Raw genomic sequence first — 13,050 nt, 5'->3', positions numbered from 1 at the left:
TCCGGTGACGCCCGCGGTCCTTCGAGCTTTCCACTCCCGTCACGGTGCGTCCATACGGCGGACGTGATCGCGAGCGCCCGTCGCGCCCGCAGCGGTAGTGGGCGCCCGGCCGCCGCCCGCGCGCGGGCGTGGCTACGATGGGCCAGCCGGTGGCCAGCAGGGGCCGCGCGGCCACACCGAACCTCGGGAAGGCCATGCTGAACAAGTACGCGCGTGCATTCTTCACGCGTGTCCTCACACCGTTCGCCGCGTTTCTGATCCGGCGGGGCGTGAGCCCCGACGCGGTCACGCTGATCGGCACCGCCGGCGTCATGGCGGGCGCGCTGGTGTTCTACCCGCAGGGCGAGTTCTTCTGGGGCACGGTCGTGATCACGCTCTTCGTGTTCTCCGACCTGGTCGACGGCAACATGGCCCGGCAGCTGGGCCGCTCCAGCCGCTGGGGCGCCTTCCTGGACTCCACGCTCGACCGTGTCGCCGACGGCGCGATCTTCGGCGGTTTCGCCCTCTGGTACGCCGGTGGCGGCGACGACCTCGTCCTGTGCGCCGTCTCGATCTTCTGCCTGGCGAGCGGCCAGGTGGTGTCGTACACCAAGGCGCGCGGCGAGTCGATCGGACTGCCGGTCGCGGTGAACGGCCTGGTGGAGCGTGCCGAGCGGCTGGTGATCTCCCTGGTCGCGGCCGGGCTCGCGGGCCTGCACGACTTCGGGGTACCCGGCATTCAGTACCTGCTGCCGGTCGCGCTGTGGATCGTGGCCGTGGGCAGCCTGGTCACGCTGATCCAGCGCGTCGTCACCGTGCGCCGGGAGTCCGCGGAGGCGGACGCCGAGGCAGACGGGGCGGCCGACGCGACGGCCGACGGGGCGGCCGCGCGGGAGAACGCGCCCCAGGGGAGCGAGGCGGCGAAATGAGCGCCCAGGAGCGTCTGACGGACGCGCTGTACGGCCTGGGCTGGGGCACCGTCAAGAAGCTCCCCGAACCGGTCGCGGTACGGCTCGGCCGTACCATCGCCGACGCCGCCTGGAAGCGACGCGGCAAGGGAGTGCTGCGGCTGGAGAGCAACTACGCGCGCGTGGTGCCCGACGCGAGCCCCGAGCGCCTCGCGGAGCTCTCCCGCGCGGGCATGCGGTCGTACCTGCGCTACTGGATGGAGTCCTTCCGGCTCCCCGCGTGGAGCGCGGAGCGCGTCAAGAACGGTTTCGACCCCAAGGACCTGCACTACCTGACCGAGGGCCTGGCCGCCGGCAAGGGCGTCGTCCTGGCGCTCCCGCACCTCGGCAACTGGGACCTCGCGGGCGCCTGGGTCACCACCAAGCTGGAGACGCCGTTCACGACGGTCGCCGAGCGCCTGAAGCCGGAGACCCTGTACGACCGGTTCGTCGCCTACCGGGAGGGCCTCGGCATGGAGGTCCTGCCGCACAGCGGCGGCTCGGCCTTCGGCACGCTGGCCCGCAGGCTGCGCGACGGCGGCCTGGTCTGCCTGGTCGCCGACCGTGATCTGTCCGCGTCCGGCGTCGAGGTCAAGTTCTTCGGCGAGACGGCCAGGATGCCGGCCGGACCCGCCCTGCTCGCCCAGCAGACCGGCGCGCTGCTGCTGCCCGTGACGCTCTGGTACGACGACTCCCCCGTGATGCGGGGTCGCGTGCATCCCCCGGTCGAGGTGCCCGAGACAGGTACCCGGGCCGAGAAGACGTCTGTCATGACACAGGCGCTGGCCGACGCCTTCGCCACGGGGATCGCCGAGCATCCGGAGGACTGGCACATGCTGCAGCGCTTGTGGGTGGCCGATCTGGATCCCGGTAAGGGCTCGTCCGCGGACCCCGGGAAGGGCGCGTCGTGAGAATCGGCATCGTCTGCCCGTACTCCTGGGACGTGCCGGGCGGCGTCCAGTTCCACATCCGCGACCTCGCCGAGTACTTCATCCGGCTCGGCCACGAGGTGTCCGTGCTCGCCCCGGCCGACGACGACACCCCGCTGCCGCCGTACGTCGTCTCGGCGGGCCGCGCGGTCCCGGTGCCGTACAACGGCTCGGTGGCACGGCTGAACTTCGGGATCCTCTCGGCCGCCCGCGTCCGGCGCTGGCTGCACGACGGCGCGTTCGACGTGGTGCACATCCACGAGCCGTCCTCGCCGTCGCTCGGGCTGCTGGCCTGCTGGGCCGCGCAGGGCCCGCTGGTCGCCACCTTCCACACCTCCAACCCGCGCTCCAAGGCGATGATCGCCGCGTACTCGATCCTCCAGGCCGCCCTGGAGAAGATCAGCGCGCGGATCGCGGTGAGCGAGTACGCCCGGCGCACGCTGGTGGAGCACCTGGGCGGCGACGCGGTGGTCATCCCCAACGGCGTCGACGTGGACTTCTTCGCCAAGGCCGAGCCGAAGGCGGAGTGGCAGGGCGACACGATCGGCTTCATCGGCCGGATCGACGAGCCGCGCAAGGGACTGCCGGTCCTGATGAAGGCGCTGCCGCGGATCCTCGCGGTCCGGCCGCAGACCCGGCTGCTGGTCGCCGGGCGCGGTGACACGGAGGAGGCGGTGGCGGACCTGCCGGAGGAGCTGCGCTCGCGCGTGGAGTTCCTCGGCATGGTCAGCGACGAGGACAAGGCCCGGTTCCTGCGCAGCGTCGACCTGTACGTCGCGCCCAACACCGGGGGCGAGAGCTTCGGGATCATCCTGGTCGAGGCGATGTCCGCCGGAGCGCCGGTGCTCGCCTCCGACCTGGACGCCTTCGCCCAGGTGCTGGACCAGGGCGCGGCGGGCGAGCTGTTCGCCAACGAGGACGCCGACGCGCTGGCCGAGTCGGCCGTACGGCTCCTGGAGGACCCGGCGCGGCTCGCGGAGCTGCGGGAGCGCGGGAGCAACCATGTCCGCCGGTTCGACTGGTCGACGGTCGGCGCGGACATCCTGTCGGTGTACGAGACGGTGACCGACGGAACGACGGCGGTGGCAGCCGCGGACGACGAACGCCCGGGCCTGCGGGCGCGCCTGGGGCTGGCGCGGGACTGAGGGGGTACGGGCGCGGGCGGGGGCGTGACTGGGCGGGTGCGGGGGCTGGACCGAGCGCGTGCGGAGCGCGTGACCGGCCGCGCGTGAGTCGCTGAACTGACGCCTGCGGGGTGCGTGACCGGCCGCGTGTGAGTCGCTGGACTGACGGCCTGCGGGGTGCGTGACCGGCCGCGTGCGGGGCGCTGACCTGGCCGAGCGCGTGTGGGCCGCCTTGCCGGCCGTCCGAGGGCCGCTGACCGAGCACGCGCGGCCCGCCTGGCCGGCCACGCGCGCGTGGGGCTCGCACGGGTCCGTTCGCACGGCCCCCGTCGTGCGCTGACGCCCGCGCGCGTGGGGGCTCGTAAGGCCGGGGCGGTACGTCGGTAACCTTGCCGCCCGTGACCGCAACCCTGATCTGGATCCTCGTCGCCCTCGTCGCGATCGGCCTGTACCTGAGCTGGACCGCGGGCCGTCTGGACCGGCTGCACGCCCGCATCGACGCCACCCGCGCCGCTCTCGACGCCCAGCTGCTCCGGCGGGCCTCGGTGACCCAGGAACTCGCGACCTCCGCGGTGCTCGACCCGGCCGCCTCCATCGTCCTCTACGAGGCGGCCCACGCCGCCCGGCAGGCCGAGGAGGACCATCGGGAGGTCGCCGAGAGCGAGCTGAGCCAGGCGCTGCGGGCCGTGTTCGCCGAGTCCCAGCAGGTGGAGGAGGTCCGCCAGGCGCCCGGCGGAGAGTCGGCCGCCCGCGAACTGACCGAGGCGGTGCGCAGGGTGCCGATGGCCCGCCGCTTCCACAACGACGCGGTCCGCGCCGCCCGCGCCCTGCGCCGCCACCGCAAGGTCCGCTGGTTCCGGCTGGCCGGCCACGCCCCCTTCCCCATGGCCTTCGAGATGGACGACGAGCCCCCGGCGGCCCTGGTCGACCGGGCCGGCTGACCAGGGCCGACGCAGCCGCGGACGGGAAAAGGATCCACCGGCTTGCCATTGGCCCTTGCTGTGGCCTGGTCCATTCACGTTTCCTCAGTGCTGCAGAAACCCTCTTTTCACGTATGTGAGGTCAATCCGTGTCCATCACCGAGAACCAGGCTCCCGCAACCGGCACCGCCCGCGTGAAGCGCGGCATGGCCGAGCAGCTCAAGGGCGGCGTGATCATGGACGTCGTCACGCCGGAGCAGGCGAAGATCGCCGAAGACGCGGGCGCCGTCGCCGTCATGGCCCTGGAGCGGGTCCCGGCCGACATCCGCAAGGACGGCGGCGTGGCCCGTATGTCCGACCCGGACATGATCGAGGGCATCATCGACGCGGTCTCCATCCCGGTGATGGCCAAGTCCCGCATCGGCCACTTCGTCGAGGCCCAGGTCCTGCAGTCGCTCGGCGTCGACTACATCGACGAGTCCGAGGTCCTCACCCCGGCCGACGAGGTCAACCACAGCGACAAGTTCGCCTTCACGACCCCCTTCGTCTGCGGTGCCACCAACCTCGGTGAGGCCCTGCGCCGGATCGCCGAGGGCGCCGCGATGATCCGCTCCAAGGGCGAGGCGGGCACCGGCAACGTCGTCGAGGCCGTCCGTCACCTGCGCCAGATCAAGAACGAGATCGCCAAGCTGCGCGGCTTCGACAACAACGAGCTGTACGCCGCCGCCAAGGAGCTGCGCGCCCCGTACGAGCTGGTCAAGGAAGTCTCCGAGCTGGGCAAGCTCCCGGTCGTGCTGTTCTCCGCCGGTGGTGTCGCCACCCCCGCCGACGCCGCGCTGATGCGCCAGCTCGGCGCCGAGGGCGTCTTCGTCGGCTCCGGCATCTTCAAGTCCGGCGACCCGGCCAAGCGCGCCGCCGCCATCGTGAAGGCCACCACCTTCTACGACGACCCGAAGATCATCGCCGACGCCTCCCGCAACCTCGGCGAGGCCATGGTCGGCATCAACTGCGACACGCTCCCCGAGGCCGAGCGTTACGCGAACCGGGGCTGGTGATGACCACTCCCGTAGTCGGAGTGCTCGCACTCCAGGGCGACGTACGGGAGCACCTGATCGCCCTGGCCGCGGCCGACGCCGTGGCCAGGGCGGTGCGGCGCCCCGAGGAACTCGCCGAGGTGGACGGCCTGGTCATCCCCGGCGGCGAGTCCACCACGATCTCCAAGTTGGCCGTTCTCTTCGGCGTGATGGAGCCCCTGCGCGCACGCGTGCGTGCCGGCATGCCCGTCTACGGCACCTGCGCCGGCATGATCATGCTCGCGGACAAGATCCTCGACCCGCGCTCCGGTCAGGAGACCGTCGGCGGCATCGACATGATCGTGCGCCGCAACGCCTTCGGCCGTCAGAACGAGTCCTTCGAGGCCGCACTCGACGTGAAGGGCATCGCGGGCGATCCTGTGGAGGGCGTCTTCATCCGCGCCCCCTGGGTGGAGTCCGTCGGCGCCGAGGCCGAAGTGCTCGCCGAGCACGACGGGCACATCGTCGCGGTCCGCCAGGGCAACGCGCTCGCCACGTCGTTCCACCCGGAGCTGACCGGCGACCACCGCGTCCACGGGCTCTTCGTCGACATGGTGCGAGCCAACCGGACGGGCGAATCCTTGTAGGATCTCTGGCGTTCGTTGTTTGGATGGGTTACGCGAAGGAGACAGGCAGATGTCCGGCCACTCTAAATGGGCTACGACGAAGCACAAGAAGGCCGTGATCGACGCCAAGCGCGGCAAGCTCTTCGCGAAGCTGATCAAGAACATCGAGGTCGCGGCCCGGATGGGCGGCGTCGACGTCGAGGGCAACCCCACCCTTTACGACGCCATTCAGAAGGCCAAGAAGCAGTCGGTTCCCAACAAGAACATCGACTCCGCGGTCAAGCGGGGCGGCGGTCTCGAGGCCGGTGGCGCCGACTACGAGACGATCATGTACGAGGGCTACGGCCCGAACGGAGTCGCGGTCCTCATCGAGTGCCTCACCGACAACCGCAACCGCGCCGCCTCCGACGTCCGCGTCGCCATGACCCGCAACGGCGGCAACATGGCCGACCCGGGCTCGGTGTCGTACATGTTCAGCCGCAAGGGCGTGATCATCGTCCCCAAGGGCGAGCTGTCCGAGGACGACGTCCTGGGTGCCGTCCTGGACGCGGGCGCCGAGGAGGTCAACGACCTCGGTGAGACCTTCGAGGTCATCAGCGAGGCCACCGACCTGGTCGCGGTCCGCACCGCCCTCCAGGACGCCGGCATCGACTACGACTCCGCCGACTCCAGCTTCGTGCCGTCCGTCCAGGTCGAGCTGGACGAAGAGGGCGCCAAGAAGATCTTCAAGCTGATCGACGCGCTCGAGGACAGCGACGACGTGCAGAACGTCTTCGCCAACTTCGACGTCAGCGACGAGATCATGGAGAAGGTCGACGCGTAGCGCTGCCGTGAGTTGAGCGGGTTTCAGGCGGGCCGGTGGGACACACCCACCGGCCCGCCTCCGTTGTCAGTGGCACCGGATAGCCTGCACAAACAGGCGATCGAGAGGGAGGGGCGCGGCGTGCGCGTACTGGGGGTGGACCCGGGGCTGACGCGGTGCGGTGTCGGCGTCGTCGAAGGAGTCGCCGGGCGCCCGCTCACCATGCTGGGCGTCGGCGTCGTACGGACCCCCGCGGACGCCGAGTTGGGACAGCGCCTGGTCGCCGTCGAGCAGGGCATCGAACAGTGGCTGGACGAGTACCGGCCCGAATGCGTCGCAGTGGAGCGGGTGTTCAGCCAGCACAACGTCCGTACGGTCATGGGCACCGCCCAGGCCAGCGCCGTCGCCATGCTCTGCGCCGCCCGCCGGGGCATCCCCGTCGCCCTGCACACCCCCAGCGAGGTCAAGGCGGCCGTCACCGGCAGCGGCCGGGCGGACAAGGCCCAGGTCGGCGCCATGGTCACCCGCCTGCTCCGGCTCGCCGCACCGCCCAAGCCCGCGGACGCCGCCGACGCCCTCGCACTCGCCATCTGCCACATCTGGCGCGCCCCCGCGCAGAACCGACTCCAGCAGGCCGTGGCCCTGCACGCATCGAAAGGCCGTACGACATGATCGCCTTCGTCAGCGGCACAGTGGCCGCACTCGCCCCGGACGCCGCGGTCGTCGAGGTCGGCGGGGTCGGCATGGCCGTTCAGTGCACGCCGAACACCCTGTCCACCCTGCGGATGGGCCAGGCCGCCAAGCTGCACACCTCGCTCGTGGTCCGCGAGGACAGCCTCACGCTGTACGGATTCGCGGACGACGACGAACGCCAGACGTTCGAGCTGCTCCAGACCGCCAGCGGAGTCGGGCCCCGCCTGGCCCAGGCGATGCTCGCGGTGCACTCGCCCGACGCCCTGCGCAGAGCCGTCGCGACCGGCGACGAGAAGGCGCTCACCGCCGTCCCCGGCATCGGCAAGAAGGGCGCCCAGAAGCTGCTGCTGGAGCTCAAGGACCGGCTCGGCGAGCCGATCGGCGCCCCCGCCGTCGGCGCTCCGGTCACCCAGGGCTGGCGCGACCAGCTGCACGCGGCCCTGATCGGCCTCGGGTACGCGACCCGGGAGGCCGATGAGGCCGTGTCCGCCGTGGCACCCCAGGCGGAGGCCGCCGAGGGTGCGCCGCAGGTCGGGCAGCTGCTGAAGGCGGCCCTTCAGACGCTGAACCGCGCCCGCTAGTCCGTACCGAGGAGAACTTCCGTGAACTGGGACGACACGACCGACCCCGCCGCCGAAGAGCGGCTCGTCGGTGCGTCCGCCGACCGTGACGACCAGGCCGTGGAGGCGGCGCTGCGCCCCAAGGACCTGGGCGAGTTCATCGGTCAGGAGAAGGTCCGCGAACAGCTCGATCTGGTGCTGCGCGCCGCCCGCGCGCGGGGCGCCACCGCCGACCATGTGCTGCTCTCCGGCGCTCCCGGCCTTGGCAAGACCACCCTCTCGATGATCATCGCGGCCGAGATGGGCGCCCCCATTCGCATCACCAGCGGCCCCGCCATCCAGCACGCCGGCGACCTCGCCGCGATCCTCTCCTCCCTCCAGGAGGGCGAGGTCCTCTTCCTCGACGAGATCCACCGCATGTCGCGGCCGGCCGAGGAGATGCTCTACATGGCGATGGAGGACTTCCGCGTCGACGTCATCGTCGGCAAGGGTCCCGGCGCCACCGCCATCCCCCTGGAGCTGCCCCCGTTCACGCTGGTCGGCGCCACCACGCGCGCGGGACTGCTGCCGCCCCCGCTGCGCGACCGCTTCGGCTTCACCGCGCACATGGAGTTCTACGAGCCCACCGAGCTGGAGCGCGTCGTCCACCGCTCCGCGAGCCTCCTGGACGTCGAGATCGACCCGGCCGGCGCCGCCGAGATCGCCGGCCGCTCCCGCGGCACGCCCCGGATCGCCAACCGCCTGCTGCGCCGCGTCCGCGACTACGCCCAGGTCAAGGCAGACGGCCTGATCACCCAGGACATCGCTTCGGCGGCCCTCGCGGTCTACGAGGTCGACGCCCGCGGCCTGGACCGCCTGGACCGGGCGGTCCTGCAGGCCCTGCTCAAGCTGTTCGCCGGCGGCCCGGTCGGCCTGTCGACCCTCGCCGTGGCGGTGGGGGAGGAGCGCGAGACCGTCGAGGAGGTCGCCGAGCCCTTCCTCGTCCGGGAGGGACTACTGGCCCGTACTCCCCGTGGCCGCGTGGCCACGCCCGCCGCATGGGCGCATCTCGGCCTCACTCCGCCCCGCGCCCAGACCGCCGGAAACGGACAAGGGGACCTGTTCGGGACGTGAGGACGCCGCAGCGGCGCCCGCACGGCGCGGTATTGGCCGGGTCAGGAACCTGGGTGCCATGCTGAGCGTTGTTCCTTGCGCGCGGACTCGCTTAGACTCCGCCGATGCCGCCGTTGTCGGCGGCACACATACCCCCAACCATCAGGCCGCTCACCATCGCGGTCGTGTGAAGGAAGTTCCGACCCGTGAGTCTCGTGACCCTCCTCCCGTTCATCGTGCTCATCGGGGCCATGTTCCTGATGACCCGGTCGGCCAAGAAGAAGCAGCAGCAGGCGGCCGACATGCGGAACCAGATGCAGCCCGGTTCCGGCGTCCGCACCATCGGGGGCATGTATGCCACGGTCAAGGAGGTCAACGAGGACACCGTCCTCCTCGACGCCGGCCCGGGCGTGGAACTGCTCTTCGGAAAGAACGCCATCGGCGCCGTCCTCACCGACGACGAGTACAACCGCATCGTCCATGGCATCGAGCACGACCTGAAGGCCGATGTCGTCCCGGACGACGCCTCCTCCCTCACCGAGTCCGACGACGCTGCCGCCGCTGACGAGAAGTCCGTCGACCTCGGCAAGAAGGACGCCGACGAGGAGCCCGCCGACGGCGTCGCGGCCGCCGAGGCCAAGGCCGACAGCGAGCCGAAGAAGTCCGACGGCGACACCGACGCGAAGTAGCCGCCGCCTCCCGGAGCGCGCGGGCGTGACCCGCGCGCCCCGGGCACGCGTGGCTCTCGGACGGGATCCCGACTACATGTCATGGCCGCCGGCGCCGACCCGGCGAGAGGCGGCCCGAGAGGGAGTACGAGAAGGTGGCAGCACCTAAGAAGGGCCGGAGCGCGAGCGCCCAGAGCAGGCCGGGGCGCTCGCTGGTCCTCATCCTGATCGCCATGGTGGCGCTCACCGGGGGAATGTTCCTCTCCGGGCACACCACCCCGCGTCTCGGTATCGACCTGGCCGGCGGTACGAGCATCACGCTCCGCGCGGAGGCCGAGCCGGGCCAGGAATCCGCGATCAACAAGACCAACATGGACACCGCCGTCGACATCATGGAGCGGCGCGTCAACGGTCTTGGTGTCTCGGAGGCCGAGGTCCAGACCCAGGGCGACAAGAACATCATCGTCAACATCCCCAAGGGCACGAACTCCAAGGAAGCCCGGGACCAGGTCGGCACCACCGCCAAGCTGTACTTCCGCCCGGTCATCGCCACCGAGGTCACCGGCGCCGCCGCGACGACCAGCCCGTCCGCGAGCCCCTCCGGCAGCGCGACGGACAAGGCCACGGACAAGGCGACCGACAAGGCCACCTCCTCCTCGTCCCCCTCGGCGACCGGTACGCCGTCGGCGACCGCCACCACCCAGGGCCGCGCCGCGAGCGACGCCCTCAAGGCCGACCCCACGCCGTCGACGAGCGCGAGCTCCAGCGCCTCCCCGTCGGCCAGCGCCAGCCCCTCCGGCTCCGCCGACAGCAGCAAGCTCGAGGCGCAGTACGCCGCGCTCGACTGCACGGACAAGACGGCCCGCGCCAAGGCCGGCGACGGCGCCAAGCCCTCCGCCTCCACCGTCGCCTGCGGCCAGAACGCCGGCGGCCAGTGGCAGAAGTACATCCTGGGCCCGGCCGAGGTCGACGGTACGGACGTCGACGAGGCCGAGGCGGTCTTCAACACGCAGACCGCCGCGGGCTGGACCGTCACCATGAAGTTCACCGGTGAGGGCCGCAAGAAGTTCGGTGACATCACCGGCAAGCTCGCCCAGAACCAGCAGCCGCAGAACCAGTTCGCCATCGTCCTGGACAACGAGGTCGTCTCCGACCCGTCCGTGAGCCAGGCGCTGACCGGCGGCAACGCCGAGATCTCCGGCAACTTCGACCAGGCGTCGGCCCAGTCCCTCGCCAACATGCTGTCGTACGGCGCCCTGCCGCTGACCTTCAGCGAGGACAGCGTCACCACGGTGACCGCCGCGCTCGGTGGCGAGCAGCTGAAGGCCGGTCTGATCGCCGGTGCCATCGGCCTTGCCCTGGTCGTGATCTACCTGGTGGTCTACTACCGGGGTCTGTCGCTCATCGCCGTCGCCTCGCTGCTGGTCTCCGCCGCGCTCACCTACGTGATCATGTCCCTGCTCGGCCCGGCCATCGGCTTCGCGCTGAACCTGCCGGCCGTCTGCGGCGCCATCGTCGCCATCGGCATCACAGCGGACTCGTTCATCGTGTACTTCGAACGCGTCCGCGACGAGATCCGCGAGGGCCGCTCGCTGCGCCCCGCCGTTGAGCGGGCCTGGCCGCGCGCCCGGCGCACCATCCTGGTCTCCGACTTCGTGTCGTTCCTGGCCGCCGCGGTGCTCTTCGTGGTCACCGTCGGCAAGGTCCAGGGCTTCGCGTTCACGCTCGGCCTGACCACCGTGCTCGACGTGGTCGTGGTGTTCCTGTTCACCAAGCCTCTGCTGACGCTTCTGGCCCGCCGGAAGTTCTTCGCCAACGGCCACCCCTGGTCCGGTCTCGACCCCAAGCGCCTCGGGGCGCAGCCGCCGCTGCGCCGTACCCGCCGTCCCTCCGCCCCCGTCGAGACGAAGGAGGCGTGAGATGTCGAAGCTCGGCAACCTCGGCGCCCGACTGCACCGTGGCGAAATCGGCTACGACTTCATCGGCAACCGCAAGATCTGGTACGGCCTGTCCATCCTGATCACCATCACGGCGATCGTGGGCCTCGCGGTGCGCGGCCTGAACATGGGCATCGAGTTCCAGGGCGGCGCGGTCTTCACCACACCGAAGACCTCCGTCTCGGTCAGCCAGGCGCAGGAGTACGCGGAAGAGGCCTCCGGCCACGACGCCATCGTCCAGAAGCTCGGCGACGGCAAGCTCCGCATCCAGGTCGCGGGCATCGAGACCAAGGAGGCCGACCGGGTCTCGGCGGAGCTCGCCAAGGACCTGAAGGTCGACGAGAACGACGTCACCGGCGAGCTGGTCGGCCCCAGCTGGGGTGAGCAGATCGCCAACAAGGCCTGGCAGGGCCTCGGGATCTTCCTGGTCCTGGTGGTGATCTATCTGGCGATCGCGTTCGAGTGGCGCATGGCCGTCGCCGCGTTCGTCGCCCTGATCCACGACATCACCATCACGGTCGGCATCTACGCCCTCGTGGGCTTCGAGGTCACCCCGGGTACGGTGATCGGTCTGCTGACCATCCTCGGTTATTCGCTCTACGACACGGTCGTCGTCTTCGACAGCCTCAAGGAGCAGACGAAGGACATCACCAAGCAGACCCGCTGGACCTACAGCGATGTCGCCAACCGGTCGATCAACAGCACGCTGGTCCGTTCCATCAACACCACGGTGGTCGCGCTACTGCCGGTGGCGGGCCTGCTCTTCATCGGTGGCGGCTTCCTCGGCGCGGGCATGCTGAACGACATCTCGCTGTCGCTGTTCGTCGGCCTCGCGGCCGGTGCGTACTCCTCGATCTTCATCGCCACGCCGCTCGTCGCCGACCTCAAGGAGCGCGAGCCGCAGATGAAGGCGCTGCGCAAGCGCGTCCTGGCCAAGCGGGCCCAGGCCGCGGCCAAGGGCGAGCCGCTGCCCGCCGGCGGTCCCGTCGACGAGTCCGGCCTTGACGACGAGCAGGACGACGCCGCTCCGGCGGTCGTCGGCCCGCGCAACCAGCCCGCGTCCCGCACCCGGGGCCGAGGCCGTCCCTCGGGGAAGCGCCGATGACCGACATCCAGGAGCTGCTGCTCAGCCGTATCCGCGATGTGGCCGACTACCCGGAGCCGGGCGTGATGTTCAAGGACATCACCCCGCTGCTGGCGGACCCGGCGGCGTTCACCGCGCTCACCGACGCCCTCGCCGGGATCGCCGAGCGCACCGGAGCCACCAAGGTCGTCGGTCTGGAGGCCCGGGGCTTCATCCTCGGCGCTCCCGTGGCGGTCCGGGCCGGACTGGGCTTCATCCCGGTGCGCAAGGCGGGCAAGCTCCCCGGAGCGACGCTCAGCCAGGCCTACGACCTGGAGTACGGCTCGGCGGAGATCGAGGTGCACGCCGAGGACCTGAGCGCGGACGACCGCGTCCTGGTCGTCGACGACGTCCTCGCCACCGGCGGCACCGCCGAGGCATCGATCCAGCTGATCCGCAGGGCGGGCGCCGAGGTCTCGGGCCTCGCCGTCCTGATGGAGCTCGGCTTCCTGGGCGGCCGGACCCGGCTGGCACCGGCGCTCGACGGGGCTCCGCTGGAGGCCCTGCTCAAGATCTGAGCCACTGGGCTCAAGATCCGAGTCACTGGGGCGACCCGACGCACGCGGGGCGCACGCTTCCCGGAAGGGAGGTGTGCGCCCCGCGCGCATGTCCGCCCGGGCGCCGCCCGGACACCGCC

The 13,050-nt window shown here is 71.1% G+C and carries 14 protein-coding genes; all 14 read left to right on the top strand.

The window, feature by feature from the left end:
- Positions 1-137 precede the first annotated feature (137 nt).
- The 14 genes from pgsA (at position 138) to AC068Z_RS23845 (ending at position 12,931) form a co-directional block, all read left to right on the top strand.
- Entirely contained in the window at positions 138-908 is a 771-nt protein-coding gene (gene pgsA / locus AC068Z_RS23910; RefSeq protein WP_478559038.1) for a phosphatidylinositol phosphate synthase, read from the top strand.
- Positions 905-1,837, top strand: a complete 933-nt coding sequence (locus AC068Z_RS23905) for a phosphatidylinositol mannoside acyltransferase (RefSeq protein ID WP_478559035.1) — start codon at positions 905-907, stop codon at positions 1,835-1,837. The genes pgsA and AC068Z_RS23905 overlap by 4 nt, the downstream gene beginning before the upstream one ends.
- On the top strand, positions 1,834-3,000 hold the full coding sequence (locus AC068Z_RS23900; protein ID WP_478559032.1) for a glycosyltransferase family 4 protein: 1,167 nt from the start codon (positions 1,834-1,836) through the stop codon (positions 2,998-3,000). The genes AC068Z_RS23905 and AC068Z_RS23900 overlap by 4 nt, the downstream gene beginning before the upstream one ends.
- Positions 3,001-3,377: 377 nt before the next feature.
- Positions 3,378-3,920 (top strand): LemA family protein, encoded by a 543-nt coding sequence (locus AC068Z_RS23895; protein ID WP_478559029.1) that lies wholly within the window; start codon positions 3,378-3,380, stop codon positions 3,918-3,920.
- Between the two features lie 128 nt (positions 3,921-4,048).
- Positions 4,049-4,954, top strand: coding sequence for a pyridoxal 5'-phosphate synthase lyase subunit PdxS (gene pdxS / locus AC068Z_RS23890; RefSeq protein ID WP_478559026.1), 906 nt, complete (start codon positions 4,049-4,051; stop codon positions 4,952-4,954).
- On the top strand, positions 4,954-5,559 hold the full coding sequence (pdxT, locus tag AC068Z_RS23885) for a pyridoxal 5'-phosphate synthase glutaminase subunit PdxT (RefSeq protein ID WP_478559023.1): 606 nt from the start codon (positions 4,954-4,956) through the stop codon (positions 5,557-5,559). The genes pdxS and pdxT overlap by 1 nt, the downstream gene beginning before the upstream one ends.
- A gap of 49 nt (positions 5,560-5,608) precedes the next feature.
- Positions 5,609-6,361 (top strand): YebC/PmpR family DNA-binding transcriptional regulator, encoded by a 753-nt coding sequence (locus tag AC068Z_RS23880; protein WP_478559020.1) that lies wholly within the window; start codon positions 5,609-5,611, stop codon positions 6,359-6,361.
- 120 nt (positions 6,362-6,481) lie between these two features.
- Positions 6,482-7,012: a crossover junction endodeoxyribonuclease RuvC gene (ruvC, locus tag AC068Z_RS23875; protein WP_478559017.1), complete on the top strand. Its 531-nt coding sequence runs from the start codon at positions 6,482-6,484 to the stop codon at positions 7,010-7,012.
- On the top strand, positions 7,009-7,614 hold the full coding sequence (gene ruvA, locus AC068Z_RS23870; protein WP_478559014.1) for a Holliday junction branch migration protein RuvA: 606 nt from the start codon (positions 7,009-7,011) through the stop codon (positions 7,612-7,614). Before ruvC ends, ruvA begins: the two co-directional genes overlap by 4 nt.
- A gap of 21 nt (positions 7,615-7,635) precedes the next feature.
- Positions 7,636-8,706 (top strand): Holliday junction branch migration DNA helicase RuvB, encoded by a 1,071-nt coding sequence (gene ruvB, locus AC068Z_RS23865; protein ID WP_478559011.1) that lies wholly within the window; start codon positions 7,636-7,638, stop codon positions 8,704-8,706.
- Positions 8,707-8,891: 185 nt separating this feature from the next.
- Entirely contained in the window at positions 8,892-9,374 is a 483-nt protein-coding gene (gene yajC / locus AC068Z_RS23860) for a preprotein translocase subunit YajC (RefSeq protein ID WP_478559008.1), read from the top strand.
- 134 nt (positions 9,375-9,508) lie between these two features.
- The gene (secD, locus tag AC068Z_RS23855; RefSeq protein WP_478559005.1) at positions 9,509-11,272 is read left to right on the top strand and encodes a protein translocase subunit SecD; all 1,764 of its coding nucleotides are present in this window, start codon (positions 9,509-9,511) and stop codon (positions 11,270-11,272) included.
- 1 nt (position 11,273) lies between these two features.
- A complete protein-coding gene (secF, locus tag AC068Z_RS23850; protein ID WP_478559002.1) occupies positions 11,274-12,395 on the top strand; it encodes a protein translocase subunit SecF in 1,122 nt (373 codons plus the stop codon).
- Positions 12,392-12,931, top strand: coding sequence for an adenine phosphoribosyltransferase (locus AC068Z_RS23845; RefSeq protein ID WP_478558999.1), 540 nt, complete (start codon positions 12,392-12,394; stop codon positions 12,929-12,931). Before secF ends, AC068Z_RS23845 begins: the two co-directional genes overlap by 4 nt.
- Positions 12,932-13,050: the final 119 nt, after the last annotated feature.

This window comes from Streptomyces sp. NPDC043726, from assembly GCF_056436565.1.
This window is presented reverse-complemented; position numbering and strand designations above follow the sequence as displayed.

What these genes read in the sequence shown, in the direction of transcription:
- AC068Z_RS23880 (WP_478559020.1), top strand. Translation starts at nt 5,609, where the DNA reads ATGTCCGGCCACTCTAAATGGGCTACGACGAAGCACAAGAAGGCCGTG.
- ruvA (WP_478559014.1), top strand. Translation starts at nt 7,009, where the DNA reads ATGATCGCCTTCGTCAGCGGCACAGTGGCCGCACTCGCCCCGGACGCC.
- pgsA (WP_478559038.1), top strand. Translation starts at nt 138, where the DNA reads ATGGGCCAGCCGGTGGCCAGCAGGGGCCGCGCGGCCACACCGAACCTC.
- AC068Z_RS23845 (WP_478558999.1), top strand. Translation starts at nt 12,392, where the DNA reads ATGACCGACATCCAGGAGCTGCTGCTCAGCCGTATCCGCGATGTGGCC.
- secF (WP_478559002.1), top strand. Translation starts at nt 11,274, where the DNA reads ATGTCGAAGCTCGGCAACCTCGGCGCCCGACTGCACCGTGGCGAAATC.
- pdxT (WP_478559023.1), top strand. Translation starts at nt 4,954, where the DNA reads ATGACCACTCCCGTAGTCGGAGTGCTCGCACTCCAGGGCGACGTACGG.
- AC068Z_RS23905 (WP_478559035.1), top strand. Translation starts at nt 905, where the DNA reads ATGAGCGCCCAGGAGCGTCTGACGGACGCGCTGTACGGCCTGGGCTGG.